This window comes from Aquimarina spongiae (assembly GCF_900141785.1).
Taxonomy (GTDB): Bacteria; Bacteroidota; Bacteroidia; order Flavobacteriales; family Flavobacteriaceae; genus Aquimarina; species Aquimarina spongiae.
In genome coordinates this window covers 250,686-277,302 of record NZ_FQYP01000003.1, presented here as the reverse complement: position 1 = coordinate 277,302, position 26,617 = coordinate 250,686, and the positions used below count along the sequence as shown (strand labels likewise).

At 35.6% G+C, this 26,617-nt stretch carries 24 protein-coding genes; 9 read left to right on the top strand and 15 right to left on the bottom strand.

Annotated features, from left to right (window positions below; all coding sequences use genetic code 11):
• Positions 1–68: 68 nt before the first annotated feature.
• The 7 genes from BUE24_RS08650 to BUE24_RS08620 all read right to left on the bottom strand — a co-directional run bounded on the left by BUE24_RS08650 (position 69) and on the right by BUE24_RS08620 (position 7,244).
• A complete protein-coding gene (locus tag BUE24_RS08650) occupies positions 69–578 on the bottom strand; it encodes an OmpH/Skp family outer membrane protein (RefSeq protein ID WP_073315602.1) in 510 nt (169 codons plus the stop codon).
• 39 nt (positions 579–617) lie between these two features.
• Complete coding sequence (locus tag BUE24_RS08645; protein WP_073315601.1) at positions 618–1,472, bottom strand: OmpH/Skp family outer membrane protein; 855 nt, start codon at positions 1,470–1,472, stop codon at positions 618–620.
• A 35-nt stretch (positions 1,473–1,507) separates the two neighbouring features.
• The gene (locus BUE24_RS08640) at positions 1,508–4,144 is read right to left on the bottom strand and encodes a BamA/OMP85 family outer membrane protein (RefSeq protein ID WP_170864573.1); all 2,637 of its coding nucleotides are present in this window, start codon (positions 4,142–4,144) and stop codon (positions 1,508–1,510) included.
• A gap of 4 nt (positions 4,145–4,148) precedes the next feature.
• Positions 4,149–4,886, bottom strand: a complete 738-nt coding sequence (locus BUE24_RS08635) for an undecaprenyl pyrophosphate synthase (protein WP_073315599.1) — start codon at positions 4,884–4,886, stop codon at positions 4,149–4,151.
• Between the two features lie 2 nt (positions 4,887–4,888).
• Positions 4,889–5,566 (bottom strand): type IX secretion system protein PorG, encoded by a 678-nt coding sequence (gene porG, locus BUE24_RS08630; RefSeq protein ID WP_073315598.1) that lies wholly within the window; start codon positions 5,564–5,566, stop codon positions 4,889–4,891.
• A 100-nt stretch (positions 5,567–5,666) separates the two neighbouring features.
• Complete coding sequence (locus tag BUE24_RS08625) at positions 5,667–6,551, bottom strand: NAD kinase (protein WP_073315597.1); 885 nt, start codon at positions 6,549–6,551, stop codon at positions 5,667–5,669.
• A 36-nt stretch (positions 6,552–6,587) separates the two neighbouring features.
• Complete coding sequence (locus BUE24_RS08620; RefSeq protein ID WP_073315596.1) at positions 6,588–7,244, bottom strand: CBS domain-containing protein; 657 nt, start codon at positions 7,242–7,244, stop codon at positions 6,588–6,590.
• Between the two features lie 103 nt (positions 7,245–7,347).
• Here BUE24_RS08620 and BUE24_RS08615 point away from each other — a divergent pair, with 103 nt between their 5' ends.
• The 8 genes from BUE24_RS08615 (at position 7,348) to clpX (ending at position 15,802) form a co-directional block, all read left to right on the top strand.
• Positions 7,348–8,061: a pyridoxine 5'-phosphate synthase gene (locus BUE24_RS08615; RefSeq protein ID WP_073315595.1), complete on the top strand. Its 714-nt coding sequence runs from the start codon at positions 7,348–7,350 to the stop codon at positions 8,059–8,061.
• Between the two features lie 7 nt (positions 8,062–8,068).
• The gene (locus BUE24_RS08610; RefSeq protein ID WP_073315594.1) at positions 8,069–8,836 is read left to right on the top strand and encodes an alpha/beta fold hydrolase; all 768 of its coding nucleotides are present in this window, start codon (positions 8,069–8,071) and stop codon (positions 8,834–8,836) included.
• 116 nt (positions 8,837–8,952) lie between these two features.
• Positions 8,953–10,203, top strand: coding sequence for an OmpP1/FadL family transporter (locus BUE24_RS08605; RefSeq protein WP_073315593.1), 1,251 nt, complete (start codon positions 8,953–8,955; stop codon positions 10,201–10,203).
• Between the two features lie 6 nt (positions 10,204–10,209).
• Positions 10,210–11,775: an SGNH/GDSL hydrolase family protein gene (locus BUE24_RS08600; protein WP_483188848.1), complete on the top strand. Its 1,566-nt coding sequence runs from the start codon at positions 10,210–10,212 to the stop codon at positions 11,773–11,775.
• A 93-nt stretch (positions 11,776–11,868) separates the two neighbouring features.
• Positions 11,869–12,216, top strand: a complete 348-nt coding sequence (locus tag BUE24_RS08595) for a phage holin family protein (protein ID WP_073315592.1) — start codon at positions 11,869–11,871, stop codon at positions 12,214–12,216.
• 85 nt (positions 12,217–12,301) lie between these two features.
• The gene (gene tig, locus BUE24_RS08590) at positions 12,302–13,624 is read left to right on the top strand and encodes a trigger factor (protein WP_073315591.1); all 1,323 of its coding nucleotides are present in this window, start codon (positions 12,302–12,304) and stop codon (positions 13,622–13,624) included.
• Positions 13,625–13,727: 103 nt separating this feature from the next.
• Positions 13,728–14,402: an ATP-dependent Clp endopeptidase proteolytic subunit ClpP gene (gene clpP / locus BUE24_RS08585; protein ID WP_073315590.1), complete on the top strand. Its 675-nt coding sequence runs from the start codon at positions 13,728–13,730 to the stop codon at positions 14,400–14,402.
• 167 nt (positions 14,403–14,569) lie between these two features.
• The gene (clpX, locus tag BUE24_RS08580; RefSeq protein ID WP_073315589.1) at positions 14,570–15,802 is read left to right on the top strand and encodes an ATP-dependent Clp protease ATP-binding subunit ClpX; all 1,233 of its coding nucleotides are present in this window, start codon (positions 14,570–14,572) and stop codon (positions 15,800–15,802) included.
• A gap of 88 nt (positions 15,803–15,890) precedes the next feature.
• On the opposite strand, the gene BUE24_RS08575 is transcribed toward clpX, so the two are convergent.
• Both BUE24_RS08575 and BUE24_RS08570 read right to left on the bottom strand, forming a co-directional pair.
• Positions 15,891–16,232, bottom strand: a complete 342-nt coding sequence (locus BUE24_RS08575) for a hypothetical protein (RefSeq protein ID WP_073315588.1) — start codon at positions 16,230–16,232, stop codon at positions 15,891–15,893.
• A 249-nt stretch (positions 16,233–16,481) separates the two neighbouring features.
• A complete protein-coding gene (locus BUE24_RS08570; protein WP_073315587.1) occupies positions 16,482–18,008 on the bottom strand; it encodes a GH3 auxin-responsive promoter family protein in 1,527 nt (508 codons plus the stop codon).
• A gap of 120 nt (positions 18,009–18,128) precedes the next feature.
• Here BUE24_RS08570 and BUE24_RS08565 point away from each other — a divergent pair, with 120 nt between their 5' ends.
• Positions 18,129–18,923, top strand: a complete 795-nt coding sequence (locus BUE24_RS08565) for a DUF2797 domain-containing protein (protein WP_073315586.1) — start codon at positions 18,129–18,131, stop codon at positions 18,921–18,923.
• Positions 18,924–18,940: 17 nt separating this feature from the next.
• Here the strand turns inward: BUE24_RS08565 and BUE24_RS08560 are convergent, their stop codons facing one another.
• The 6 genes from BUE24_RS08560 to BUE24_RS08535 all read right to left on the bottom strand — a co-directional run bounded on the left by BUE24_RS08560 (position 18,941) and on the right by BUE24_RS08535 (position 26,548).
• Positions 18,941–19,582 carry a LysE family transporter gene (locus BUE24_RS08560; protein WP_073315585.1) on the bottom strand — a complete coding sequence of 214 codons (642 nt, stop codon included), beginning with the start codon at positions 19,580–19,582 and terminating at the stop codon, positions 18,941–18,943.
• Between the two features lie 126 nt (positions 19,583–19,708).
• Entirely contained in the window at positions 19,709–20,149 is a 441-nt protein-coding gene (locus BUE24_RS08555) for a hypothetical protein (protein ID WP_073315584.1), read from the bottom strand.
• An 84-nt stretch (positions 20,150–20,233) separates the two neighbouring features.
• The gene (locus BUE24_RS08550; protein ID WP_073315583.1) at positions 20,234–21,511 is read right to left on the bottom strand and encodes a hypothetical protein; all 1,278 of its coding nucleotides are present in this window, start codon (positions 21,509–21,511) and stop codon (positions 20,234–20,236) included.
• A gap of 460 nt (positions 21,512–21,971) precedes the next feature.
• Positions 21,972–22,409 carry a hypothetical protein gene (locus BUE24_RS08545; protein ID WP_084549458.1) on the bottom strand — a complete coding sequence of 146 codons (438 nt, stop codon included), beginning with the start codon at positions 22,407–22,409 and terminating at the stop codon, positions 21,972–21,974.
• Positions 22,410–22,446: 37 nt separating this feature from the next.
• Positions 22,447–23,715: a hypothetical protein gene (locus BUE24_RS08540; RefSeq protein ID WP_139241945.1), complete on the bottom strand. Its 1,269-nt coding sequence runs from the start codon at positions 23,713–23,715 to the stop codon at positions 22,447–22,449.
• Between the two features lie 199 nt (positions 23,716–23,914).
• Positions 23,915–26,548: an AsmA-like C-terminal region-containing protein gene (locus tag BUE24_RS08535; protein WP_073315581.1), complete on the bottom strand. Its 2,634-nt coding sequence runs from the start codon at positions 26,546–26,548 to the stop codon at positions 23,915–23,917.
• Positions 26,549–26,617 lie beyond the last annotated feature (69 nt).

Below are 26,617 nucleotides of genomic sequence, written 5' to 3'. Positions count from 1 at the left end.
ATAAAAAAGACAGTGAGAAATAGTCTTCACTGTCCTTAATTTTATTTGTAAAAGAATTTGGTTTCGGATTAGATACCTAAGTCCTTTTTTACATCAGCCATTAGGTCTTTACCATCGGCCATGATTACACCTGTTCCTGTTGTAGAGTCAAGTACGTAATTAAATCCTTGAGCTCTTGCTACTTTTTGGATTGATGCACGTGCTTTTTCATAGATAGGCTTCATTAATTCTATTTCTTTTTTCTGAAGATCTTGAAGCGCATTGGTTCTATAATCGTTGATACTTTTTTCTGTAGCTTGAATTTCTTGCTGTCTTTTTAAGTTTTCCTCGTCTGTTTTTGTTTCAGCTTCTTGGGAGTACTTTTTAATAGTGCTTTGCAATTCTAGAACCATATTTCTAATCTCTGCATCATAAGTCTTGTTAAGCTTTTCGATCTCACTTTTAGCAGCTTTGAAAGCAGGCATTGCCTCAACTAATTCTTGCGATGCAATGTGTGCTACTTTTGATTGTGCATTTACAAAACCAGTGGTTCCCATAGTAATTGCAATAGCTACTAGTAATGTTCTAAATTGTTTCATTGTAGTAATATTAAAGGGTGTTATAAAATTTAAAGTTATTTATTCGTTATTGTCTCCACCATCAGATTGCGAATCGTCATCCTCTTTCAGTTTCTGCTTGGCGGCTTTTAAAGCCTCTATAGAGTCTTTTTTCTTTTTTTGTAATTCTAATAGTTTTGCTCTTCTTTCTTCAAACTCTTTTCTTTTTGCAGCACGTATAGAATCTCTTTCGGCTTTACGCTGTGCAAGAAGTTGTTCTCTTTCAGATTGTTTTTGTAAGGTAGCTCTTTCTCGGTCTGTTACTTCTTTTTCTTGAGCAGCACTTCTTTTTTCGGACCTTTCTAAAGCTTTTTTCTCCCTCTTGTTATTCAATTGTTTTCTTTTTGAGGCTCTATTGATTCTTAATAAAACCTGATCACTGATATCATATCGATCTGCAGAGTACAACATGACCAAATCGGCAGTCTTATCAAAAATGAAATCGTATCGTTTGTTTTTTGCGATTTCTTGTACCGCTACAAAAACTTGATCTTGTACCGGCTGTACGAGTCGTTTTTTCTGTAAAAACAAATCCCCATTAGGGCCAAATCTTTTTTGCTGATATTCTAATATTTCTTTTTCCTTATAAAGAATGTCTTCTTCTCTTTCTTCAATCAATTCTTTGGTTAACAAAACTCTTTCATTATTCAGATCCTTTCGCATTTCATCTACCTCTTTCAATTCAGCTTCGATCTCCACCTTCCATTTTTGTACTTTGGATTCAAGTTCAGCAGAGGCTTGATTATATTCAGGAACATTTTCTAGAATATACTCCATATCAATGTAACCAATTCTGATGCCTTTTTGTGCGCTTGCGGATGATGTGAACGACAACCAGACAATCGCGGCGAGCATTAAAAGAATCTTTGTTTTCATAATTTTGTTTATTTATTGAAATAATCGTGCCAAAACTAAAACTGTTGTCCAATAATAAAATGAGTTTCCCATCCATTAGGCCCAGTATTAGTGCCTGGGATTGGGTCAAACCCATATCCAAAATCGATCCCTAATAAACCAAAAGCTGGCATAAAGATACGTAAACCTGCACCAGCAGAACGATTTAATTGAAAAGGATTGAATCCTTTAAAACTGTCATAGGTAGCACCACCTTCCAAAAATGTCAACATATAGATAGATGCCGCTGGTTTTAACGTTATTGGATAACGAAGTTCTAACGAATATTTATTATAAATTGTTGCACCGTCTCCATCAAAATCTTGATTCGTAGGTCTGCTCAAAGGAATTAAGGACTGATTTGGATATCCTCTTAACGCTACAACTTCACGACCATCAAGGGCTGTAGCTCCCAAACCATCACCTCCAAGGAAAAAGCGCTCGAAAGGAATGTTTCCTCTATTACTATTATAAGATCCTAAGAATCCGTATTCAGCTCTTGTTCTTAAAACAAGAGGTTTTTTACCTAAATTAATTAAGCTGGTATACCAGGTACCGTCAAACTTAATCTTATAGTATTCTAACCACTTGAAACGCTCTTGATCGATTTCTCCGATCTCTTCATTTATTTCCTGGCTTCTTACCTGTTGTTGAGTGTCTGTAAGATCAAGGTTACTTTGCTCTTCTTCTAGTGCATCTCTTTGTGTTGCAAGTGCGCTATAATCATTTCCGTCAAACAAGGAGTAAGGTAACGATAATTTGGCAACAATATTAAATTCTGATCCTCCAATTGGGAAGATCGGGTTTACTGTAGTGTTATTTCTGCTTAAACCTATAGTATAGGATAAATCATTTGACGATCCATTACCAAATGTAAACAATCTGGTGTTGTAGTTTTTGAGGTTGTAGTGTCTGATACTAACAGCTTGGGATAAGGTAAAGTAGTTATCCGGCCAGTTTAATCTTTTTGCGATACCTATAGATCCACCAGTAATAAGGAACTTACTATCTCGATCTACATCACGATTAATATTGTTAAATAGGAACTGAATGGTATGAGAGAATGATGTGGATAACTGATATGGGCGTTTACCACCTAACCAAGGTTCAATAAATGACAAGCTGTAAGTCTGAAAAAATCTACTGGCTTGGGCTCTAAGGCGCAAAGTTTGGCCATCTCCCATAGGTAGTGGGCTATACGCTTCACCATTAAAGATATTTCGGATCGAGAAGTTGTTGAATGCCAAACCTAGTGTACCCACAAAGCCTCCACCTCCAAAACCACCTTGGAGTTCAATCTGACTGGAACCTTTTTCTACGACAGGGTAGTTGATATCAATTGTACCTGCCTGTGGATTTGCATTTTGGAATTGAGGCTCCAGCTGTTCAGGATCGAAGAATCCTAATTGTCCAATTTCTCGTACGGTACGTACTACCAGATCTTTACTATAACGCTGTCCTGGTTTGGTTCTTAAAATTCGGTAAATTACGTGGTCATTGGTTTTGTCGTTCCCAGTAACTGTAATATGATCAAAATATGTCAATTTTCCTTCACGAATACGAATCTCAAAATCAATAGTATCATTGTAAACATTGGTTTCTACTGCGTCTATACTAGAGAATAAATACCCGTTATTCTGATACAGGTTTGTCAGATCATCTGCATCAGGTTTGGTATTGTCAGCAATTTGTTTTTCTAATAAAACACCATTGTATACATCTCCTTTTTTGATTACAAGTTGTCTAGCTAGTTGTCTGTCGGTATATACGCTGTTTCCTAAGAAATTTATATTTCCAAAATAATATTTGTTTCCTTCTTCGATATTCAGATTTAAAGAAACTGTGCTATCATCGTTTATAATCAAAGAATCTCCAACAATACGAGCATCTCTATATCCCTTTTCCTTGTATTTTTTGATGACATTATCCTTGTCATCCTGATAATCAGCTTTGATATACTTTGAGCGTTTCCAGAACCTATAGGCTTTCTTCTGTTTGGTGTTAGACATGGCGCCTCTTACCTTGGCGTCAGAAAGTTGCTCATTACCATTGATATTGATTTTGGCAACTTTTACACGATCACCTTTGTCGATTCTTACCAACATGTTTACTTTGTTGGTAGCTACCGTATCTGTTACTGGAGTAGTGTTTATTGCTACTTTGGTATTTAAGAAACCTTCTTTTTTGTATTTATTACCGATAAAATTTCGCGTAGTGGTAATAAGATTTTCTGTTACTTTGGTTCCTTTAGTAAGGCTATTATCTTTTATGAGATCTTCCCCTTTACGTTTTTTTACTCCTTCAATGCGAACCTCATTTAATTCTGGGACCTCTTGTATGTTAAGTTCGATGTCTGCAACTTCTCCTTCTACATTTGTGATGTAAAAATTGATATCACTAAACAACTCCAAATCCCATAGTTTTTTGATTACTTTACTAATACGATCTCCTGGTAAGAAGATGCGTTCTCCTTTTCGTAATCCTGTAAAAGTGATGACGGTATTTTCATTATAACTAGTAGTTCCAGTCACTTTGATCTCACCCAAAACATATTCTTTCCCTCCGGATCCAGGGATAGTTTGTGCAGAAACTGATAATGTGTTTATGAATAAAGCAAGTAACGTAAAATACGCAATTGGTAATCTTTTTGTCATTTTTTTAACTGAGCTGCTCACTAGTTTTTCCAAATCTTCTTTCTCTTTTTTGATAGTTGTATATGGCCTCAAATAAATGTTCTTTTCTAAAATCTGGCCATAAAATCTCTGTAAAATATAATTCTGCATACGCAATTTGCCATAATAGGAAATTACTAATACGTTTTTCTCCACTGGTACGTATTAGAAGATCCACATCTGGCAAGTTTTTAGTATACAAATGCTCATTAATGACTGATTCATTTATAAGATGTGGCGAAATTACACCATTTTTAACTTTAATACTGATTTCTTCTATTGTTTTTATAAGTTCTTCACGACTTCCATAACTCAACGCAAGCGTCAATGTCATGTGGTCATTAGATTTGGTTTTTTCTATAACTTCCATTAACTCTTTCCTGGCTTTTCCTGGTAAAGATTGAAGGTTGCCAATAGCGTTGAGCTTAATGTTGTTTTCTTGAAGTGTCTTGATTTCTTTTTTTAAAGAGGTGACTAGAAGTTTCATTAAAGTGTCTACCTCTAACTTGGGTCTGTTCCAATTCTCGGTGGAGAATGCGTATAATGTAAGATATTTTACTCCGATCTCAGCGCAACTTTCAACGGCTTCACGAACAGCTTTTGTTCCTTTTTCGTGACCAACACTTCTGAATAAGCCTTGCTTTTTGGCCCATCGGCCATTGCCGTCCATTATTATTGCAACGTGCTGAGGGATATTATCATTTAACTGTTTTTTGTCAACCATTTTTAAAAAGCACAATAACACGGTATCCTACCCCAAGTATACGATATTGTAATACCTGTAAATACATACCAGTCATTGTTGTTTAAATTACCAAATCCTGTACCAAATCTATCATCGGGATCACTTCCGTCCAGATTATCTGTAAACGTATATCGGGCACCTATCTCTGCCCCGATAACAAAATCCCTACCTAATGTTTTTTTGATTCCTACAACCATAGGAATAGCAAAACTCCATTTATCGCTATAGGCTTCTATTTGGTTGCTGGCATCTATTGCCTGTGCACCATAGTTAAAAGCTGTCAATCCGCTATAAAGATAAGGAGTAAACTGGGGTTTTCCATCATATAAAAACCAATCCCAGAAATTAAACTCCATACCTACTGATAGTTCTTTTACAGAATTATCAAAACTTAGTCCTCTTTCTTTTCTACGATCATCACCTTTAGAATCATCTCCATCAAGTCCTGCATATAGAAACGAAGCTCTAAATGCATGTCTTTTACTTCTGTTCCACTTTGCAATTACCCCAAAAGCTACGTCGTTGGGAGCAATGTAGTACGTCGACCCTACATCACCTATATAATTGGCGCCTCCGGCCATCAAACCTACTTCGTAAGTTTGGGATGTAGCAGATTGTACGAAAAATACAATAAATAATAGTGATGCTAAGTATCTCATAGATTTTCAAAAGTTTGCAAATATAACAATTAACTTTAGTACACAAGAATTTGAGTAAAATAGTATGACTTAAAAAACACTTTTTAGCAGATTTTATTGTTTAATTACGTTTATCTTCTCCCCATAACATTTTTTTGCGCAGTGTTTTCAGAAAGCTATTGCCTTCCAAAACAACCATATTTATTTTAAAAGGAGCTTTTTTAATAATCACAGTAGCTTCATTAGGTAATGTGTGGATTCTTGAATCCAGGGAGACTAAATAAGAATCCTCTCTTCCTGTAACCTGAAGTTTAATTTCTGTGTCGTCAGGAATAACCAGAGGTCTTGCATTTAGATTGTGCGGGGCTATAGGGGTAAGTAACATGCTTTCTGCGTCAGGCATCACAACAGGTCCGCCACAACTCAAAGAATATCCCGTAGATCCGGTAGGTGTAGCTACAATAAGGCCGTCTGCCCAATATGAAGTTAAAAACTCATCGTTCAAACTTGTGTGCACGGTAACCATCGAGGTGGTGTTTCTTCTACTAACGGCAATTTCATTCATCGCAAAATTCAAAACTCCAAACTCGTCTGTTGGAGTTACCGTTTCTACCGTAACCAAACTTCTTGGGGATATGACATACTTTTTCTTAAGGATAAGATCAATACTATCTTGTATTTCTTCTTTTTGGATGGTGGCTAGGAATCCCAATCTTCCGGTGTTAATCCCAGCAATAGGAATCCCTAAATCTCTAACATAAGTAATGGTTCTTAATATGGTTCCATCACCCCCGATACTGAAAAAGAGATCGTAAGATGTGTCTAATTCCTCAAAAGTGCTGAAATGAGAATAACTCTTGTCGATTTCGTCATGAAGATGAATCAGTTCTAAAAAATTCTTTTCAATGACTACTTCGACATCATTGTTATCAAGAATGTCTAGTAATTGCTGGATGTAAATCCCCGAATTTTTATGATAGAACTGCCCGTAAATACCGATCTTCATCACGATATGGTTTGTATGAGTTGGTTATATAAACAATCAAATATTTAAATACTTTTCCAAATATTTTGATCGTTCCTTTAAATTGGTTAAAAAGGTGTCTTCTTGGTGTTTCGAAACAATATTGTAGCTATATCTTCTAAAAGTCTGAACAATATTATTGATATCACTATCTCCAATTTTGATAGTGATTTGCGCTACATCATTTTCCATGTTAGAAATAAATAATCCTAATACCTTGGCGTTATTTGATTCAATGATTTGAGAAATTTCACTGAATGAATAATCCAATATTCCTTTTTCTACAATCAGAATATTACCGGGCTCACTCAGGAAAGGAGTTTCATTAAAAAGGTTGATGATATCTCCCAGTTCGAAAAGTCCTAGGTAGCTATTGTTATCGTCCAGAACCGGTATGATGTTCGATTGGTTTTGCGCAAAAGCTTCCAAAATATCCAACCAATTTTGATCTTTTCTAACAAAAAAACCTTCTAATGCATACTGGTATGCTTCCAGAGTCTTGTCGGTTTCAAAACACCGTATATCTGTCTCAGAAATACAACCCAAATAGGTTTTGTCCTTTATTACCGGGAAATGGGTGTACGTTAGCTCATTAAATAATAATTGGGCTTCAGTTACCTTAACCGAGATGTCTAAAGGTTCAATTTCGTTTACTATGTATAAGTTCGTCTTCATATGTTTTTTGGACCCCTATATGATGCAAAATAATCAAAAAATATGCAATCAAGGCGTTCTCAACTTTGTATTTTTGCTTTTTTAGATAAATACATCAAAAACTATGACAAAGTTAAGTGTTAATGTCAATAAAATTGCAACGCTTCGTAATTCAAGAGGGGGTAATGTGCCGAATTTGCTGAAAGTAGCAGGTGATATTCAGGATTTTGGAGGGCAGGGGATTACTATTCATCCAAGGCCAGATGAAAGACACATTCGATATCAAGATGCTTATGATTTAAAACCCATTGTTCATACCGAATATAATATAGAAGGAAACCCAATTCCAAAGTTTGTGGATTTGGTTTTGGCAGTAAAACCTACCCAGGTCACTCTGGTTCCTGACGCTATTGATGCGATTACCAGTAACGCCGGATGGGATACCAAAAAGAACGAAAGTTTTTTATATGAAGTGATTTCAGAATTCAAACGAAATGATATCAGAACCTCGATTTTTGTGGATCCGGTGATTGATATGATAGAAGGAGCAGTCAAGACAGGAGCAGATCGTATAGAGCTTTATACCGAAGAATTTGCTTTGGAATACGGTAAAGGAAATAAAGAGGCTATTACACCATATGCCCAATGTGCACAATTGGCAATAGATTTAGGTCTGGGAGTCAACGCTGGACATGATTTGTCATTAGATAATATTCAATTTTTTAAAGAAAATATTCCTGGTCTTTTAGAAGTGTCTATAGGACATGCATTAATTAGTGAGTCCATTTATCTTGGCTTAGAAAATGTGATTCAGATGTACTTACACCGTCTTAAATAATATAGTTATGCAATTACACGCTAATGTTTTTGGGGCAGGGCAGCCCTTGCTAATTCTTCACGGTTTTTTAGGGATGGGAGACAACTGGAAAACCTTAGGCAAAAAAATTTCTGAACAGGGCTTTGAAGTTCATCTAATCGATCAGCGCAATCATGGAAGAAGTCCACATAGTGATGAATTTAGTTATGATTATATGGTAGAGGATCTTTTGGAGTACTGTACTACGAACAATTTGGATACTATCCATTTGCTGGGGCATTCTATGGGAGGTAAAGTGGCGATGTTGGCTGCGGTAAAACATCCAGAGTTGATCTCAAAATTAATTGTAGCGGATATCGGACCAAAGTATTACCCTTTGCATCATCAAGATATTTTGGATGGATTGAATGCACTTGATTTTGAAGTATTGAAGTCTAGGGGGGAAGTGGATAAAGAATTAAGTCTGTATGTTCCAGATATGGGAGTTCGAATGTTTTTGATGAAGAACTTATACTGGAAAGAAAAAGGAGTGCTTGGGTTGAGAATGAACCTGAGTGCACTCATCAAAAATGCTTCAGAAATTGGGGTAGCATTAGGAGAAGAATATCATTATGACGGTACGGCTTTGTTCTTAAAAGGAGAAAAATCCAATTACATTTTAGAGGAAGATCAGCCTGGAATTACTCGTCAATTTTCCAATGCCTACATACGTGAAATTCCTGCTGCAGGGCATTGGTTACACGCCGAAAACCCATCTCAATTTTTAGCCGAAGTATTGGAATTTGTTAAAAATTAAGTAAAAAATGCTATGTATGCATAATATTTTTAGGATTTCGTTGTCTAATTGGTATTTTCTACTATTTTTGGGGAATCTTTTTACAAACCCTAAAACAAAAACAATTCTAAATTATTATGAAAAAACTTCTATCGTTAGTTCTATTCATCTCTGTAGTTTCGGCTACTTATGCCGGTGGATATAGAGTTAGTGTGCAAGGTCAGAGAGCGATTGCAATGGGGCACACTGGAGTAGCTGTTGTGAATAGTGCTGAACTTGTATTTTTTAACCCTGCAGGTCTTGTGTATCTGGAAAACAACCTGAATGTAAGTGTTGGTGCCAGTGCTATTTTTACAGATGTGATTTATCAAAATGCATCACTAGGAACTACTGCTGAAACAGATAGTTCTGTAGGAACACCACTTAATTTATATGGTTCTTACAAGGTGAATGACTGGATGTCTGTAGGTCTTGGTGTATATACTCCTTACGGAAGTGAGGTTACCTGGCCAACAGATTGGGCGGGATCTCACCTGGTAAACAATATTGATCTGGCAGCGATTTATGTGCAGCCTGTTGTATCTTTCAAGCTTTCAGACTATTTCAGTATTGGTGGAGGGCCTATATATGTTACAGGTTCGGTAAACTTTAATCGTAACTTTAATAGAAGTTTGACAGATATCGAAGGAAACCGTTCCAATATTACTGTAGATGATTCTGGAGTAAGTAATTGGGGGTGGAGTGTAGGAGCGATGTTTAATCCAACCGAAAACCTTCGTATAGGATTTAGCTATAGAAGTGAAATCATCCTTGAGGCAGAAGATGGAGAAGCGACTTTTGCCAATTTTCCAAATTCTCCTGCATTCCCAGCAAATGGAAATACAACATTTAGCGCAGAATTACCGCTACCTGCTGAGTTAACTATTGGATTGTCTTATGAGTATAAGAAATGGTTATTTGCTTTTGATTTCAACAGACAATACTGGGAGGTATATGAATCTTTGGACCTTACCTTCGGAAACGGAGCCACTTCTTTGAACCCACGTAACTATAAGAACTCTTCAGTGTATCGTTTTGGATTACAATACCAGGCAACAGAAAAGATTGCACTTAGAGCAGGGTATTATAGAGATGAATCTCCTGTGCAATCAGGTTTCTTCGCGCCGGAAACACCTCGTAATGATTCTGATGGATTCTCTGGAGGATTTAGCTTTGCGGTCACTCCGAGATTAGCGATCGATGCTTCTTTCTTTTATTTGAGATTTGATGAAATCGATGAGTCGTATGACTTTGGTGTAGATCCTGTTTCAGGGCAAGCAGTTCCTTTTGAAGGAACTTATAAATCAAGCGCTTTTGCGCCAGGTCTTGGTTTAACTTATAAAATGTAATTCATGATGATAAAAAATATAAAATATTTAGCGATTCTAGCTGTTGGATTGGTGGCTTGTGAGCCAGAATTTGATAATCCAATTGATGAATCAGGAGTATTTACCAGTGGAGAAGCGAACTTTAGTAACTTCGTAGCGTTAGGAAATTCATTAACTGCTGGGTTTGCTGATGGGGCCTTATATATTACAGGACAGGAAAATTCTTTTCCAAATATTCTATCTCAACAATTTGCATTAGCTGGTGGAGGAGAATTTACACAGCCTTTGATGGCGGATAATGCTGGAGGATTTAGTAATGATCCAGTAAGGTTCCCTACTAGATTCGTGTTGGCTTTTGATGCTCAAGGAAATCCTGGTCCAGCTAGATTTACCGGTGCTGCACCAACTACAGATTTTACAAATAACTTAGGAAGTTCTTTTAATAATATGGGAGTTCCAGGAGCTAAGAGTTATCATTTAGCCGCTCCGGGTTATGGAAACGCTGCAGGTGTTGCTGCAGGATTAGCTAATCCTTATTATGCAAGATTTGCTTCATCTGCAACTTCTACAGTAATTGGTGATGCAGTAGCACAAAGCCCAACTTTCTTTAGTTTGTGGATAGGTAATAATGATATTCTTTCTTATGCTACTTCTGGTGGTGTTGGAGAAGATCATAATGTAACAGGAAATTTAGACCCTTCAACATACGGGTCTAATGATATTACGAATAATAATGTATTTGCTTCGGTATATAACGATCTTTTAGCTGCCCTTACATCCAATGGTGCAGGAGGAGTTGTATTGAACTTGCCAGATGTAACATCTTTACCATTTTTTACAACTGTTCCTAATAATGCATTGGTACTAGATGCTACTCAGGCAGCAAGTCTTACAGGTTTCTTCCAGGCGGTAGTTGGTATTGTAACGGCTCAAATTGCAGGAACCGGAGCTCCTTTGGCTCAGGCACAAGCAATAGCGTCACAATATGCGATTACATTTAATGCTGGACCAAACAGATTTTTAATCAAAACCGAAGTAACACCTACAAACCCACTTGGTTTCCGTCAAATGACCGAAGAAGAGCTGTTGGTACTTACTATTGATCAGGCTGCTTTGGCGCAAGGTTATGGATCTGTAGTGTTAACTCCAGAAGTACTTCAGGTGCTTGGGATCCTACAAGCAGGTGGAATGCCAACTGCAGAGCAAGGTGCATTAGTGATAGCTGCGATCAGTGCTATCGATGATCAGGATGCATTAGATAGTGATGAACTTACTGCTATAGAAACCGCAAGAACTTCTTTTAATGCTACTATTGCTGGATTGGCAGCGGCCAACGGTATTGCTTTCTATGATGTAGCGAGTGATTTATCGCAAGCTGCAAATGGAGGTATACCTTTTAATGGAGGTATCATCACTTCAGATTTTGTTACCGGTGGAGGATTCTCTTTAGATGGAGTACATCCTACTCCTAGAGCTCATGCTTTGGTGACCAACGGAATTCTAGATGCTATTCAAGAAACTTATGGAGCACAGCTTCCTAGAGTAGATCCAGGAGATTTTGGTACAGTTACCTTAAGTAACGAAGTGAACTAAGATCACAATAGATATTCAAAATAGAAAAAACCTGCTTATTTTTTAAGCAGGTTTTTTTATATTCATAGCATACAAACCATAACCAATTATATTATGAAATTTCTTTTAAAATTAGTCTTAAGCGCATTGGCTGTTTTGTTGTTGGCCAAAATTCTACCGGGCGCTCAGGTTGATAATTATGTAAGTGCGCTTATTGTAGCGGTAGTTTTGGCAATCTTAAATACTATCGTAAAGCCAATTCTAGTGTTTTTGACCTTACCGGCTACCATTGTTACTTTAGGGTTATTTTTATTAGTGATTAATGCTGCAATTATTTTGTTGGCCGATTATTTTATCGATGGATTCTCAGTCAATGGATGGCTTTGGGCGTTGATATTTAGTGTTTTGTTATCGGTATTTCAATCGATCCTACATTCAATTTTGATAAAAGATAAAAGCTAGCTGTTTTTCAAGGAGTTAAAAATTTGTTGTGACGTAAAAAAGTATTACTTTTGCAACCCAATTTTTAGTAGTAAACGTAGAGATAATGAATATTTCAAAAGAGCAATTAGACGATTTAAATGCAGTAGTAACTGTTGATATTTCCAAAGAAGATTATACTGGTAAGGTAGATAAAATCCTAAAGGATTACCGCAAAAACGCGAATATTCCTGGGTTTAGAAAAGGTCATGTTCCTATGGGGCTTGTTAAGAAACAGTATGGAAAGGCAGTATTGGTAGATGAGGTGAATAAATTATTGCAAGATGCTTTGCACAAATATTTAACTGAAGAAAAATTAGATGTTTTAGGTAACCCTTTACCAAAAGAACAAGAAAATTTTGATTGGGATGCTGATGATTATTCTTTCGAATTTGAATTAGGATTAGCACCAAAGTTTGATGTTAAACTTAACAGTAAAAAAGCGATTACTCATTACAAAATTGTTGCTAGCGATGAGATGATCGATAACCAGGTAAATACCATCCAAAAACAGTATGGTAAATTAGTCGCTAAAGATGCTGCAGAAAAAGAAGATTTGGTTGCCGGTGTTTTCGTAAATGAAGAAAAAGAAATCAATAATCCTACTACTGTTGCTTTAGAAAAAATCAAAGGAAAAAGAAATCTAGATAAGTTTTTAAAAGCAAAGATAGGAGATACACTTACACTAAAAACAAAAGGGTTATTTAATGACGATCATGACTTGATCAGTGCGCTGAAAATTACTCATGATGAGGCTCAGGATTTGGATGTTGAAGTGACTTTTACAGTTAATGAAATCAACAAACAAGAATTGGCTGATTTGGATCAGGAGTTATTTGATAAGTTATACGGTCCAGGTGTTATTTCAAGTGTTACCGAATTAAAGGAAAGAATCAAAACGGATTCTGAGTTGCAGTTTGAGCAGCAGTCTGATCAGCAATTGCTAAACGCTATTACGGAGTCACTTCTTGAAAATACTCAGTTTGATTTACCAGTAGAATTTTTGCAAAAATGGATTCGCACTACAGGAGAGCAGCCATTAACTGAAGATCAAGCTAAAGATGAGTTTGAGAAAAGTGAAAAAGGATTGCGTTACCAATTGATAGAAGGTAAAATCATTAGCGATAACAATTTGCAAGTAACTTTTGAAGAATTAAAAGACTTTGCCAAAGACTTGATCAAAGGACAAATGGCTCAGTTTGGGCAGATGTCTCCTCAAGACAAAGAGTTAGAGGATATTGCTGCGCGTATCTTATCAAATCAGGATGAGGTAAAAAGAATTTCTGAGCAATTGATGAGCAAAAAGTTATTGAATTTTTACAAAGAGAATGCAAAGCTTAAAACCAAAGAAGTAAGCTTTGATGAATTCATAAAAGAAGTTTACAAATAATTAATGTTGTAATTTACTAAGGAATTTATACTTATATTTAGGGCGTTAAACCACGTAGTGGTGAACGCCTTTTTTTATAAATAAAATTTCAGAGAAAGAACATATGGATTACGGAAAAGAATTCGAAAAATATGCTACAAAACATCATGGGATAAGCAGTACGTATTATAACCAGATGATTAGTAGTATGTATCCAACCAATATGACTCCAAATATTATTGAGGAACGTCAAATGAATATTGCAATTTTTGATGTTTTTTCAAGATTAATGATGGATCGTATTATATTTTTAGGAACTGGTATCAACGATCAGGTTGCTAATATCGTACAAGCACAACTTTTATTTTTGGAGAGTGTAGATGCTTCAAAAGATATTCAGATCTATATCAATTCTCCAGGAGGAAGCGTATATGCTGGTTTAGGGATTTATGATACGATGCAGTTTATCAAACCAGATGTAGCTACGATTTGTACAGGTATGGCTGCTTCTATGGGTGCTGTGTTGCTTTGTGCTGGTCAAAAAGGGAAACGTTCTGGTTTGCCTCATAGTCGTGTAATGATTCACCAGCCTCTAGGTGGAGCGCAAGGACAAGCTAGTGATATTGAAATCACAGCTCGAGAGATATTGATTCTGAAAGAAGAATTATATAAGATTATTGCAAAGCATTCTGGACAGACGTACGAAAAGATTTATGAGGATAGTGATAGAGATTACTGGATGAAAGCTGATAAAGCTTTAGAGTATGGAATGATTGATGAAATCTTAACAAGAGAATAACATTCTTTTATTGAGTTCGAGGCTTGTGTTTCGACTTAATGAAAATAACATAGTATTGCTGAAAAACGCGTTCTAAAATGTTTCGTTTCACACGATTGTTATAGTAAACGTAATTGGGATATATTTTTTGTAATACAAAGAGAAAGATTAATAGAAACTAAATAACGATGGCGAAAGAAGATTTAGAATGCTCTTTTTGTGGGAGAAAGAAGCCTGAAACAAACTTGCTTATTGCGGGATTAGACGCCCATATATGTGATAGATGTATTGTTCAGGCACATGGAATTGTTGTTGAAGAAGCCAAAGATGAAGAAACCGGCGAATTGAGTAATGAACTAATGTTACGCAAGCCAATGGCGATCAAGAAGTTTTTGGATGAATATGTAATCGGACAAGAGTTTACAAAAAAGATCATGTCTGTAGCGGTGTATAATCATTACAAACGTTTGTTGCAGCCTCAAACCGAAGATGATATTGAAATACAAAAAAGTAATATCATTATGGTTGGGCAGACCGGAACAGGAAAAACCCTGATGGCAAAAACTATTGCAAAAATGCTTAATGTACCTTTGGCAATAGTAGATGCTACCGTGCTTACCGAGGCTGGTTATGTGGGCGAAGATGTAGAAAGTATTTTAACCAGACTTTTGCAGGCAGCAGATTATAATCTAGAAAAAGCGCAGCGTGGTATTGTTTTTATTGATGAGATCGATAAAATTGCAAGAAAAAGCGATAATCCTAGTATTACACGAGATGTTTCTGGAGAGGGTGTGCAACAAGCACTTCTTAAATTACTAGAAGGAACAATTGTTAATGTACCACCAAAAGGAGGGAGGAAGCATCCCGATCAGAAGTTTATTGAGGTAAATACTGAAAATATACTGTTTATTGCGGGAGGAGCTTTTGACGGAATTGAAAAAATCATCCAAAAGCGATTGAATATGCAAGCTGTGGGATATAGTGCTTCAAAAAGTGAAGATGCTATAGAAAAAGATAACTTGTTACAGTACATCATTCCAAAGGATTTAAAGGATTTTGGTCTCATTCCTGAAATTATAGGAAGATTACCAGTGCTGTCCTATATGAATCCATTGGATGGAGAAACACTTCGTTCTATCCTAACGGCACCAAAGAATGCAATCATCAAACAATACAAGAAATTGTTTGAGATGGATAATATCACATTTTCTATTACAGATGGTGCTTTGGATTATATCGTTGACAAAGCGATGGAATATAAGCTGGGAGCTCGTGGACTACGATCACTTTGTGAAGCAATCTTAACAGATGCGATGTTTGAGTTGCCTGAGAGCGACGAAAGTGAATTGAGAGTGACCAAGGATTATGCAGAAAAGAAACTGAATAAATCCACCATTAAAAAGCTTAAGGCAGTGTCTTAAGCTTAAGGTTGATTACTTTATAAATACAAAAAAGCCGTTATATAACTATAACGGCTTTTTTGTTGGTTGAATAGTTGGAATATACTTTTTAGTCCGTATATGATATTCTCTCTTTTGAGTTTGTGATTATATCTTCGGTATTTCTTAGTACTAACTTGTGGTTATTGCTATCCTTAAGTTGAATATCAAAGTTGTTTTGAATGATTAATGCTTCATAAAAGGTAACTTTAGATATTTCTCCGTAGCAGGCCATATCATCAGAAGCAATTTTTTTAGCCGAAACTCTAGCGTTTGCCGCATCTTCGTTCTTTGCTATATCCTTAATAGTTTCATTGGTTGTTTCTTTTACAGGTGTAGTACTCACATTCTCTTGAGCGCTTATTCCAGTAACAACAAATAAAAATAATAATAAAGATAATGTAGTTTTCATATTTCGGGGCTTTAGTAAGTTTGTAACTATCTGGTAACAAATTTAATATGAAAAAGAGTTGTTGAAAAGTGATTTGGGAATTTTTAGATTAAACGCATTTTTTGGTCGATGAAATACTACTTTTTTTGTTAAAAACAAGTATTCTTACATAAAAATTTTACGGTAAAACCGTATTTTTTTATGGATTTCTTACCTGATTTTACCCGAAAAACGTCAGATTTTTCAAAATGCAGAAATGCTACCAGCTCATTAGTAAGAACTTACCTGATTTAGAGATAATAATTCTTCAATATAGGTTCTCGTGTTTGATAGCCTTGGTATTTTGTGTTGTCCGCCAAGTTTATCCTTGTTTTTCAACCAATCATAGAACAATCCCTTTCTGGCTTCCCGGATTTGAAGAATATTCAAAGTAGTATTATTGTATCTTTTTGCTTCGTAGTCACTGTTTACTTCCTGCAACTGCTGGTCCAGTACAAAAGCAAACTCGGTAAGGTTATTAGGATATTTTTTAAATTCTATAACCCATTCGTGAGCTCCTTTTTCTCTTCCTTCCATAAAAATAGGAGCTACGGTATAGTCTACGATTTCACTATTCGTGATTTGAGTGGTTTTTCTAAGGGCTTCTTCGGCGTTTTCGATAATTAATTCTTCGCCAAAGACATTAATATGATGTTTTGTTCTGCCCGATACCTTAATTCTATAAGGTTTAACAGAAGTAAAACGAACAGTGTCCCCGATCATGTATCTCCATAATCCGGCATTAGTGGTGATCACTACTGCGTAATTCTTATCTACTTCCACTTCGCTTAACGGAATAACCTTTTGTTTCGGAGTTCCAAAAGTGTCCATGGGTATAAACTCGTAGAAGATCCCATAATCCAACATCAAAAGTAACTCTGAAGAATCGTTTCGATCTTGAATTGCGAAGAATCCTTCAGAGGCATTATAGATTTCGTAATATTTGAAAGAGTTATTAGGAAGGATCTTTTGATATTGATCGCGATATGGCTCAAAACTGACTCCTCCATGAAAATACACTTCAAGATGATTCCAGATTTCAAACAAGTTTTCATTACCTGTTGTTTCCAAAACCTGATTAAGAAGAACCAACATCCAGGAAGGAACACCTGCCAAGCTGGTTACATTTTCTTGGATAGTTTCATTAACGATGGCTTTCATCTTATATTCCCAATCGCTCATCAGCGATATTTCACTACTGGGTGTCGAGCTGAAATCCGCCCAAAAAGGCATATTGTCTATAATGATAGCAGACAAATCACCAAAAGAAGTGCCATTTTCTTTATATAACTCCTTACTGCCACCAAGACGTAAGCTTTTTCCCGTAAAGAGTTTTGAGTTTTCATTGTTGTTAAGATACATGCATAGTAAATCCTTTCCGGCTGCAAAATGACAATCTTCGAGAGATTCCTCACTTACTGGAATGAATTTGCTCTTAGCGCTTGTAGTGCCACTTGATTTTGCAAACCATCGTATGGGTGTGGGCCAAAAGATATTACTTTCTCCTAATCGGCTTCTTTCGATCATAGATTCATAATCTTCGTATGATCTGATAGGAACCCGTTCTTTAAAGGTTTCATAATTATTTATGGAAGAAAAATCATATTGCTTTCCAAGCTCTGTGTTTTTCGCAGTTTCCAATAGTACGTGTAATAATTCTAGCTGTACTTCATTAGGGTACTTCAAAAAAAGCTCCATTTGATGAAATCTTTTTTTCAAGAACCAACTGGCTATAGAATTAACTAATGGGATTGGCATTTTTTGATGTATATTTATGCGAAAATTGTGGTTTATTTGTTTTAGATGGCCGCCATCAGAAAACTAAAATAATAAAAATAATTACATTCTTCTTCTAACCTTAATTTATAACATAGTTTTATGCAATATCAAGGGGTCCTTACCAAGATGCAAACTGAAATAGGAGAACCTATTCAATATTATCTGATTTTTGAATCAGATTTTATCAATGTCAATCAATTACTGGATAAAAAAATTAAGATCTCTTTTGTGGGATATCAATGTTTAGCATGTGGTGAGAACAAAAAAATTTATCGACAGGGCTACTGTTATGATGATTTTTACAACAGGCCAGAAGTAGGGGATTGGGTGATGCGCCCCGAATTGAGTAAAGCACATTTGGATATAGAGGATCGAGATCTTGAGTATGAGAAAAAAGTGCAGTTACAACCACATATTGTATATCTGGCAAATTCTAGTAATGTAAAAGTAGGGGTAACTCGCAAAACACAAGTACCTACAAGATGGATAGATCAAGGTGCTCATGAAGCTATAGAAATAGTAGAAGTCCCTAATCGATATTTGGCTGGAATTACCGAAGTGGCTTTAAAAGAACAGGTAGCAGATAAGACGAATTGGCGTACAATGCTAAAAAACGAAGTAGCAGACGAGGATTTGATAGCGCACAAAAACAAATTAAAGTCCTTTTTACCAGAAGAGGTTCAAGAGTATTTTATTGAGAACGGAAAAGAAACTGAATTACATTTCCCTGTATTACAATACCCTGAAAAGTTAAAAAGTTTGAATCTGGAAAAGACACCAGAATATTCGGGAATTTTAAAAGGAATCAAAGGTCAATATCTCATTTTTGAAGATAATACCGTATTTAATGTTAGAAATAATGAAGGGTACGTTGTAGAGCTAACGGTTAATTAGTCACTGTTTGGTGTCAATTACTCGATGACAAATTTTATACTCTGCGCGATCGATATTGCGATCAATGCCACTCCTATAATTCGGTGAATTTTAGTTTTTGAATCTCCTTGTTTCTGAGACATCTTATTTCCCCATTTTCCGTAAAAATATAGAGTGCCTATTTTGCCTAGATATATTCCTAAAAAGAATAAGGCAAGAGAAGATATCGGATTTTGGATAGTTAATGCAAATACGTATTTGTTGGTTAAAGATATGGCTATGAGCCAATAGATAATCACTGGTGGATTTAAAATCGCAAGAGAGAAGCCAGTTAAAAATTTTGATTTAGGCGCTTTGATCTTTTTTCTGGATTTACCACTAGTTGTATTTTTCTTCTTATTGGCAAATATTAAGAAATAGATGCCAATGGCAAAAAAGAGTGCTATAAAAGAACCTTGTATCCAAGGATTGTTTTCAAAAAATGCAGAGAGCTCCATACTACAATGCAAAGCAAAAAGAGCTAAAAAAACTTCTCCAACACCTGCAGCCAAAGCGATATAAAAAGCTTTTTTTATATTTTCTTTGATCGATGTGTTGATCACTGCGATATTAACAGCTCCTAAGGGTACTGCACCAATTATGGCAATGATGATTCCTAAAAAAAGATATAGTACGGTCATAGTATCTTAGTAGTAGTAAATATAATAATCTTACAGCTAAAATTCTTTTAAACACAAAAGCGACCTTAAACAGTCGCTTTTGCACCCTAAGTAATTAATGATAATTTAAACACATTACAATTATCTTTAGAAGTTACCGTTAACTCCAATTCTCATTTTTTTAATGATTTCTTCAAGGTAGAGTATGGTCCAAATAATCTTTTCGGTATCCGCATATGGAACTAATTCTTCGATAGCCACTTTTGTGCTTTCCAGGCTTTTGGCTACGGCTTCAGTGTTGTTCTTTAGTACTTTTACATTTCTGGAATCTTCTTTTATTCCAATGTCACTGAGTCTTACCCCTGCTTCGTTGGTGAGTGAGAGAAACGGAAGTATAATCATGATTTCCTCAACACGTTGTTTGTAAAGGTGTATGAGTTCTCCTTTTTTTAAGGCTTCTAGTTCGCTAATCGTATAAAAACGATTTATTTGCTTGGTTTGCGAAAAAAAAACGGCGTCGTTTGTTTTTTGTGCAATTGTACTTTGTAATGTTAGAAGGAAAATAAAACTAACTAATAATTTAAACATAATATATAACTCTGATTAGACAAAAATCGGTTTTGTTGAACAGGGATCAATTTAAATTGGGGGGACTGTTTTTTTAAAATTCGATTACTGCATTACCATGTAGTTATTCATAGATTGTTTCAGCTGAAATTTTGGCATTAGGTTATTTTCTGGATCATCAAAAAGATCTTTGGTATCAACAAAATCTTTAGTGAATCTATTGTATTTTAAAATATTTAATGCTCCTTTTCCTATTAATTGGTGCGCTACGCGAACTCCTTCTCCATGAATATTGAAAAAGCTATTATCCATCATAAATCTTTTTTGAATCAAGGCTACAGATGTGTAGGACTTGTCAAACTGCACCACATCAGAGAAACCAGAGATTTTAGACTTGTGGATGTAGGTTAATGCAGAATTAGAAGAGTACACAGCAGCACCAGTATGTTGGTAGTTTGTCTTATTTGATAGATTTACTAAAGTAGCATTGCTAATAGTAACATCTGTTACCGAATTTGGATCAACATATCCCATGTTTTCATCATATCCATCTACTTCTATAGCATAAGAACCAGAAGGGCTAGTAATGTATGGATGACGTACCGCCATAACGTTATTAAGATTTCCTTTGAAACCTTCTGCCATCTGGTAGTCATCGTCATTTGCTTTTAGGGAAATAAGATTTTGAGCATCATTTATTCCTCCATGAAAGTTAAAAGAATCTTGACCAGAATAGCTAACCATAATATTATCTATTATCGATCCCGATCCAATTCCATAAAGAGAAAGACCATTGGATCCTTGTTGTCTTTTGGTAGTGTTTCCAGGGTATTCGATTCTTACATATCTAAGGACAGTAGTTTGCTCTTCATGTCTGTCTCCACCGTATACTGAAAATTGAGGATTGTAATTTCCTTCTATAAGTCCATTTCCGGAAACGGTATTAGTTTTTCCTGATCCAGCAATTGAAATACCACCCCAATCACCGCTATTTCTTGATTTTGGAGCTTTGTTGGATGTGAAGACAATTGGATATGCTTTAGATCCTACGGCTATTAGTCTAGCACCTTTGGTTACTATAAGATTAGCAGGATCTTTATGGTCACAACGTATAACTGTGCCCTCTTCAATAGTTAATGAAGCACCTTGTGTAACATAAACATCACCAGACATTAAATAGACCACATCATTAGTTAAATAAGTGTCGTTGGCAATAATGTTAGGGAGTTTCTCTTCTGCTTCGGGATAATCTGTTTTGTTAGGGGAGAAATTTGTCCAGCCTTTTGCCCATTTTTCTTCGTTTTCTCCAAAGTCTTGTGCTGTAAGTGTTGGGGTATATAAAAACAAAATAAATAGGGTAATCAGGGTAGCTCTTTTTTTCATAGTAGATTATTTTGGGGTTAAATTATTGGAGGAAATTTCTTTCTTCCAACTTTTGGGATTACTAAGTTAGCAGAGTTTTGTTAAAGTTGGTTACGTGTTTACCGTAAACTTTGTACGTTCGTCGTCTTTTTAAGAAAAATTAATAAAATATTATGAGTATAATTCTTACTTTATTTTTCTTATACTGCTGAAAATCAAAAAAATAATAAATGTTTATTTCAATTGGCTGAAAATTAAACAAAAATGTGTAAGGGGGAAATCCCCCCATCAAAAAGGGTGTTTTTTGGAAGATTTTGTCCTTTTTTTACTGATATATAAACAATTAAAAGAGTTAGTTGAATCAAAAATTTAAGTGTTTTCTGTCGGTAGCTATACTTAAATGTTAAAAACCTTAGTTCTAATGAATAAAAAAACCAGTTAGTTACAACTGGTTTTTGTGAGTTTAAAGGAGAATTGGAAATTAGAAATTTCCATTGGCTCCTATGCGTATTTTTTTGATGACTTCTTCAAAATATAAAATTGCCCAAACAATTTTTTCGGTATCTGCATAAGGGATGAATTCGGAAATCATATTATTCGTACTCTCAAAAGAATCTAATATGGCTTCGTGATGTTTGTCTAATGATTTTAGATGATCAGAACTCTCTTTAATACCAATGTCTGATAGTTTTACGCCTGCTTCATTGGTCAATGCAAGATAAGGTAATACTGTAGTGACTTCTTTTACTCGTTCGGTGTATAGTTTTATCAATTCCCCCTTTTTCATGTCTTCCAGTTCATCAATGGTGTGGAATTTTGAAATCAAAGCTTGTTGATCAAAGAATACGTTCTTTTTGGTTTGTGAATACGTGAAATTGAAAATCAAAAAGAATAGAATGCTAAAAGTGATTGTTTTCATTGTAGGGGAATTTTTAAAGACGATGTGTTAATTTATGCTATTGCATAAAGGTGTAATTACTTGATTCTTTTATAGTGAATTTTGGATTTTTGGTATCTGTAGGATCTGTAAACAAATCCTCTGCGCTTTTAAAATTATTGGTGTACATATTGTATTTTAAAAGTCGACCAAGATCCTTATTTGATGTAAATCCAGTGGTTATGGCAATATCATGTACGTTGAAAATACTGTTCTCCAGTAAAAAGCATTTTTCAATATCTGTGTAGGATTGGTAAGTTTTATCAAACTTTACCACATTGGCAAATCCAGATATTTTGGATTCGGTAAGTTCTATACGCGCTAGGTTTTTGGAGGAAATTGCAGCGGTGGTATGCTGATAATTACTCTTGTCTGACAGATTGATCAGTGTGGCATTTTTTATTTTGATATAAGACAAAGAAGAGGTGTTGATAAAACCATCCTTTTTGTCATATCCGTCAATTTCTATAGCAAATGATCCGCTGATATCACTAATATATGGGTGTCTTATTGCTAGGATATCGGATAATTCTCCAGAGTACCCGAGGGTAAAATCAAAATCATCATCTTTGGCTTTGTAAGAAATAAGGTTGCTCATAGGGACACTGCCACCAAAACATTCGAACGAATCGTCGGCAGAATAGCTAATCATGATATTACTTATACTAGATCTTTTGCCAAGTGCATATAAGGATAGTCCATTAAGCTCTTTGGATTTGTTGGTCTTTTTGCCGGCAAATTCGATACGCACATAATCCAGGTCTGCAGTCATTTTATCTCCACCAGTGCCTCCATACATCGAATATTGAGGTAAAAAATTTCCTTCTATCACTTTGGTAACAGCAGGAGAATTTATTTTTCCGCTTCCTGCGATTATAATTCCGCCCCAGTCTCCAGGTTTTCTGGATTTGGGAGCTTCATTCGAGGTAAAAACGATAGGGAACATTTTGGAGCCTTTGGCTATCAATTTCGATCCTTTGGCAATGATTAAACTTGCTGGATTCTTTGTGTCGCAACGTATAATTGTACCTTCTTGTATGGTAAGCGTAGCATTGTTGGTAACATATACGTTCCCTGACATTAGATAGACTACATCATTTCTGAGGTAAGCATTGGTTTCAATAGTACTGGGAAGTATTTCTTCGGCTTCAGGATAATCCTGAAGATTTGGGTCAAAATTGGTCCATCCCTTGGTCCAATCCATGTGATTGTTTTTTATGTCTGCTTGAGACCATGCCAGAATAGATACATTGCAGCACAAAACGAGGAGTAATGCATTCAATTTCATAAACGGGGGTATTTTGGTTGGGGTATTAAAATTAAAATTATACCATTACTTCATAGACAACTATAACTTTACTAAATCGTTAACCCGGTTTTATGAAATTTATTGTTTGCAGCACACAAGAGTTATCCACAATAATCAGATTATTGGGAGAATGTTTTCAATCCAAAAGAGGTATTGTTATATCGGTATTATAACGAAATCAATTTCCAGTCTTTGTACTGTCTTTTTTCTTTTTCTTTCCCAAAAAGCCGCCAAGAATATCTTTTGCTGTGTTTTTAAGGGTGTCCTCTGTATTGGTTTTTGTTTGTGTAGAGTCGGTTTGTTTTTTTGAACCTCCCAAGAGATCCGAAATTACTTTTTTTCCTTGTCCTACCAGTTGTTCTTTCGCTTTGTCTTTTTGTTTGCTAATCAGGTTTTGTGTAAACTGTTTGATGCCTTGTTGGGCGTCTAAATTTACCTTGGGATTTGTGAAATTTCCAGATACACCAACAGGGAGTTGTACAGTTGCAGAATTTGCCTCTTTTGGGCTAAGTTGTGATAATAAACCGCTAACCTCATTTCCAAAGTATTTTGCAGGAACATCAAGCGTTAGGTTGTAGCTCATGCTTTGATCAAAACTGTGGTTTCCTCCAGCAGTGATTTTAATACCTTCTACTTCAAAATCAAAGGGTTTTACTTTTATGTTTCCATCTTCAAAGCTAAGATTGGTTTTAATGTCTTTTAGATTCAACTTATCTAGTTGTACAAAACTCATTTTACCATCAAGTTCTGATAATAATGGTGTTTTGGCAGTAGATACTTTTGCATTTAGGATTTCTGCCAATGCCTTCCCTTTTAAAGAGGTGAGCACAGGAGTAAGATCGCTATTTAATTTTCCGTTTAAATTAATTTGAGTGGTAAGATCTCCGGTAAGGGCACGTGCAATTGGAGCTAATCCTTTAATCAACTCGAGATTATTGAAAGATTGTGCAATATCGATTTTACTTAAATCCAAAGCCATATCAAAAACAGGAACTTCAGATTTTGTAGACACATTACCATTGAAGGCTAAACCGCCATCAAAAATATTGGAAGTTACATTTTGTAAATACGCGGTTTCGTCTTTTATTTTTACAGTCCCCTTGGCATTGGATAAGGTCAAATTATCATAGATCACTTTTTGAGTATCAAAATTAAGTGTGGCATCCAAAAAAGAAGGGATTTTCATGGTTTCATCTTCGGTAGCTGTTTCGTTAGTATTCTCAGTTTCTGAAGTGCTGGTTTCCGGCATCATAAAATCATTAACCGCAAAAGTGTTTGAAGAAACATCAAAATTTCCTTTCAGATCTTGTTTGGCAAATAAGAACCCCATCAGGTTGTCAATAGTTCCTTTGGCAGAAAGGTCAGATTTTCCTGTAGTGACCTCCATTTTTTCTAAAGAAATGGTTTGAGGGTTGAAGCTCACATCTGCATTTTGAATATTGATGGTATTAGGAAGTTCTTCAGAAGCATAAGAAAAACCAGATATACTCGCGGTTCCAGAACTTTTGACATTTTGATACTGTTCTTTTTCCAAGGATTCCATATCAAAATGGGTTTGAATATTGGCATTAACAATACCATTGATTTTTTCTTCCAATTCCAAAGGATATGCTTGATCCAGATGAGCAAGATTTAAAGTCCCTTGCATCGCCATGTCTACAATCATATTTTGAGTAAGGTTGCGTAAACTCCCTTTGGCAGCAAAAGTGTCCTGATCAATTTTAAAAGTTAGATTTCCGATTTGGATATAGGTGTCATCGGCTAGTCCTGTGTCATTCTTTATTTGCGTGTCAATGTTAATGTTGCTTACACCTTTTGGTAAGTCAGGGTATTTAAAGGAGGCGTTGTGAGATACAATTTTAATATCCATTTTTGGGATATAGGTATCATCTGCTTTTCCTTTTATCAAACCATCAATAGAAAAATCACCACTAGTAGTTACTCCGTCCAGGTTTTTGGCATAGGTTTCTGGGACCACCGCCAGGAAGTTTTTGAAATCCGAAGTTGGTGTTTTAAAACTTAGATCCACATCGGTGTATGTTTCCGCAGTTTGTACATACCCTGCAAACTCTAATGGTAATCGATTGATTAATGCTTTGTTTTCTTTGAAGGAATATTTTTGATTTTTTAAATCTAATTCTAGTTGCGCATCGAGTTGTACCTTGTTTTTGTTTAAATATTGCGTGTCATCTAACCCAAAAGAGACTTCAGAACTGGTTTTTGTATCCAAAATTACTTTCTCTCCAGAAACAGACCCATCACCGCTATGATTTAAATGTGTCATCAGCAAGTGTGTTTTACTCACGTCATCCTGGTATAAAATCTTACCATTATTAATCTCATAATGTTCTAGTGCAAAAGTAAAAGAGCCACCATCTTCTGTAGGTGTTTCTTTGGTTTGAGAGCCTTCAGTCTTTGAAATATCAAAATTAGAACGACTCAAAGAATCTGTTTTGATAGCAATATTGGCTTCGTCTATAATTATCTTTTGAACGCTAATAGGTTCTGTAGCGTCTTTGAATAGTTCATTGACGGCCATATCCAGTGCTATTCGTTTTGAATAGGCCAAGGTATCTCCTTCAAAAGGGGCGTAATTAATCACCGATAGATCATCTATGACTACAGAGGCCTGAGGGAAACTGCGAAGCAAGCTAATATCGATATTAGCAAAATCCACCTTTGCATTTACGTGCTGATTGATAAGATAGCGTACTTTGTCTTGTATCGTTCCTTTAAATAAAAAGGGTATGGCAATAATTCCAATAATGCCAAGAAGAATGACGATACCGAATATTTTTAGGGCTTTTTTCATGCGTTCATGTAATTAGATAATTGAGCCGTATAAAATAACGGTTTACAAAGATACTATGTTGCTTTTTTT

What these genes read in the sequence shown, in the direction of transcription:
- BUE24_RS08650 (WP_073315602.1), bottom strand. Translation starts at nt 578, where the DNA reads ATGAAACAATTTAGAACATTACTAGTAGCTATTGCAATTACTATGGGA.
- BUE24_RS08645 (WP_073315601.1), bottom strand. Translation starts at nt 1,472, where the DNA reads ATGAAAACAAAGATTCTTTTAATGCTCGCCGCGATTGTCTGGTTGTCG.
- BUE24_RS08640 (WP_170864573.1), bottom strand. Translation starts at nt 4,144, where the DNA reads ATGACAAAAAGATTACCAATTGCGTATTTTACGTTACTTGCTTTATTC.
- BUE24_RS08635 (WP_073315599.1), bottom strand. Translation starts at nt 4,886, where the DNA reads ATGGTTGACAAAAAACAGTTAAATGATAATATCCCTCAGCACGTTGCA.
- porG (WP_073315598.1), bottom strand. Translation starts at nt 5,566, where the DNA reads ATGAGATACTTAGCATCACTATTATTTATTGTATTTTTCGTACAATCT.
- BUE24_RS08625 (WP_073315597.1), bottom strand. Translation starts at nt 6,551, where the DNA reads ATGAAGATCGGTATTTACGGGCAGTTCTATCATAAAAATTCGGGGATT.
- BUE24_RS08620 (WP_073315596.1), bottom strand. Translation starts at nt 7,244, where the DNA reads ATGAAGACGAACTTATACATAGTAAACGAAATTGAACCTTTAGACATC.
- BUE24_RS08615 (WP_073315595.1), top strand. Translation starts at nt 7,348, where the DNA reads ATGACAAAGTTAAGTGTTAATGTCAATAAAATTGCAACGCTTCGTAAT.
- BUE24_RS08610 (WP_073315594.1), top strand. Translation starts at nt 8,069, where the DNA reads ATGCAATTACACGCTAATGTTTTTGGGGCAGGGCAGCCCTTGCTAATT.
- BUE24_RS08605 (WP_073315593.1), top strand. Translation starts at nt 8,953, where the DNA reads ATGAAAAAACTTCTATCGTTAGTTCTATTCATCTCTGTAGTTTCGGCT.
- BUE24_RS08600 (WP_483188848.1), top strand. Translation starts at nt 10,210, where the DNA reads ATGATAAAAAATATAAAATATTTAGCGATTCTAGCTGTTGGATTGGTG.
- BUE24_RS08595 (WP_073315592.1), top strand. Translation starts at nt 11,869, where the DNA reads ATGAAATTTCTTTTAAAATTAGTCTTAAGCGCATTGGCTGTTTTGTTG.
- tig (WP_073315591.1), top strand. Translation starts at nt 12,302, where the DNA reads ATGAATATTTCAAAAGAGCAATTAGACGATTTAAATGCAGTAGTAACT.
- clpP (WP_073315590.1), top strand. Translation starts at nt 13,728, where the DNA reads ATGGATTACGGAAAAGAATTCGAAAAATATGCTACAAAACATCATGGG.
- clpX (WP_073315589.1), top strand. Translation starts at nt 14,570, where the DNA reads ATGGCGAAAGAAGATTTAGAATGCTCTTTTTGTGGGAGAAAGAAGCCT.
- BUE24_RS08575 (WP_073315588.1), bottom strand. Translation starts at nt 16,232, where the DNA reads ATGAAAACTACATTATCTTTATTATTATTTTTATTTGTTGTTACTGGA.
- BUE24_RS08570 (WP_073315587.1), bottom strand. Translation starts at nt 18,008, where the DNA reads ATGCCAATCCCATTAGTTAATTCTATAGCCAGTTGGTTCTTGAAAAAA.
- BUE24_RS08565 (WP_073315586.1), top strand. Translation starts at nt 18,129, where the DNA reads ATGCAATATCAAGGGGTCCTTACCAAGATGCAAACTGAAATAGGAGAA.
- BUE24_RS08560 (WP_073315585.1), bottom strand. Translation starts at nt 19,582, where the DNA reads ATGACCGTACTATATCTTTTTTTAGGAATCATCATTGCCATAATTGGT.
- BUE24_RS08555 (WP_073315584.1), bottom strand. Translation starts at nt 20,149, where the DNA reads ATGTTTAAATTATTAGTTAGTTTTATTTTCCTTCTAACATTACAAAGT.
- BUE24_RS08550 (WP_073315583.1), bottom strand. Translation starts at nt 21,511, where the DNA reads ATGAAAAAAAGAGCTACCCTGATTACCCTATTTATTTTGTTTTTATAT.
- BUE24_RS08545 (WP_084549458.1), bottom strand. Translation starts at nt 22,409, where the DNA reads ATGAAAACAATCACTTTTAGCATTCTATTCTTTTTGATTTTCAATTTC.
- BUE24_RS08540 (WP_139241945.1), bottom strand. Translation starts at nt 23,715, where the DNA reads ATGAAATTGAATGCATTACTCCTCGTTTTGTGCTGCAATGTATCTATT.
- BUE24_RS08535 (WP_073315581.1), bottom strand. Translation starts at nt 26,548, where the DNA reads ATGAAAAAAGCCCTAAAAATATTCGGTATCGTCATTCTTCTTGGCATT.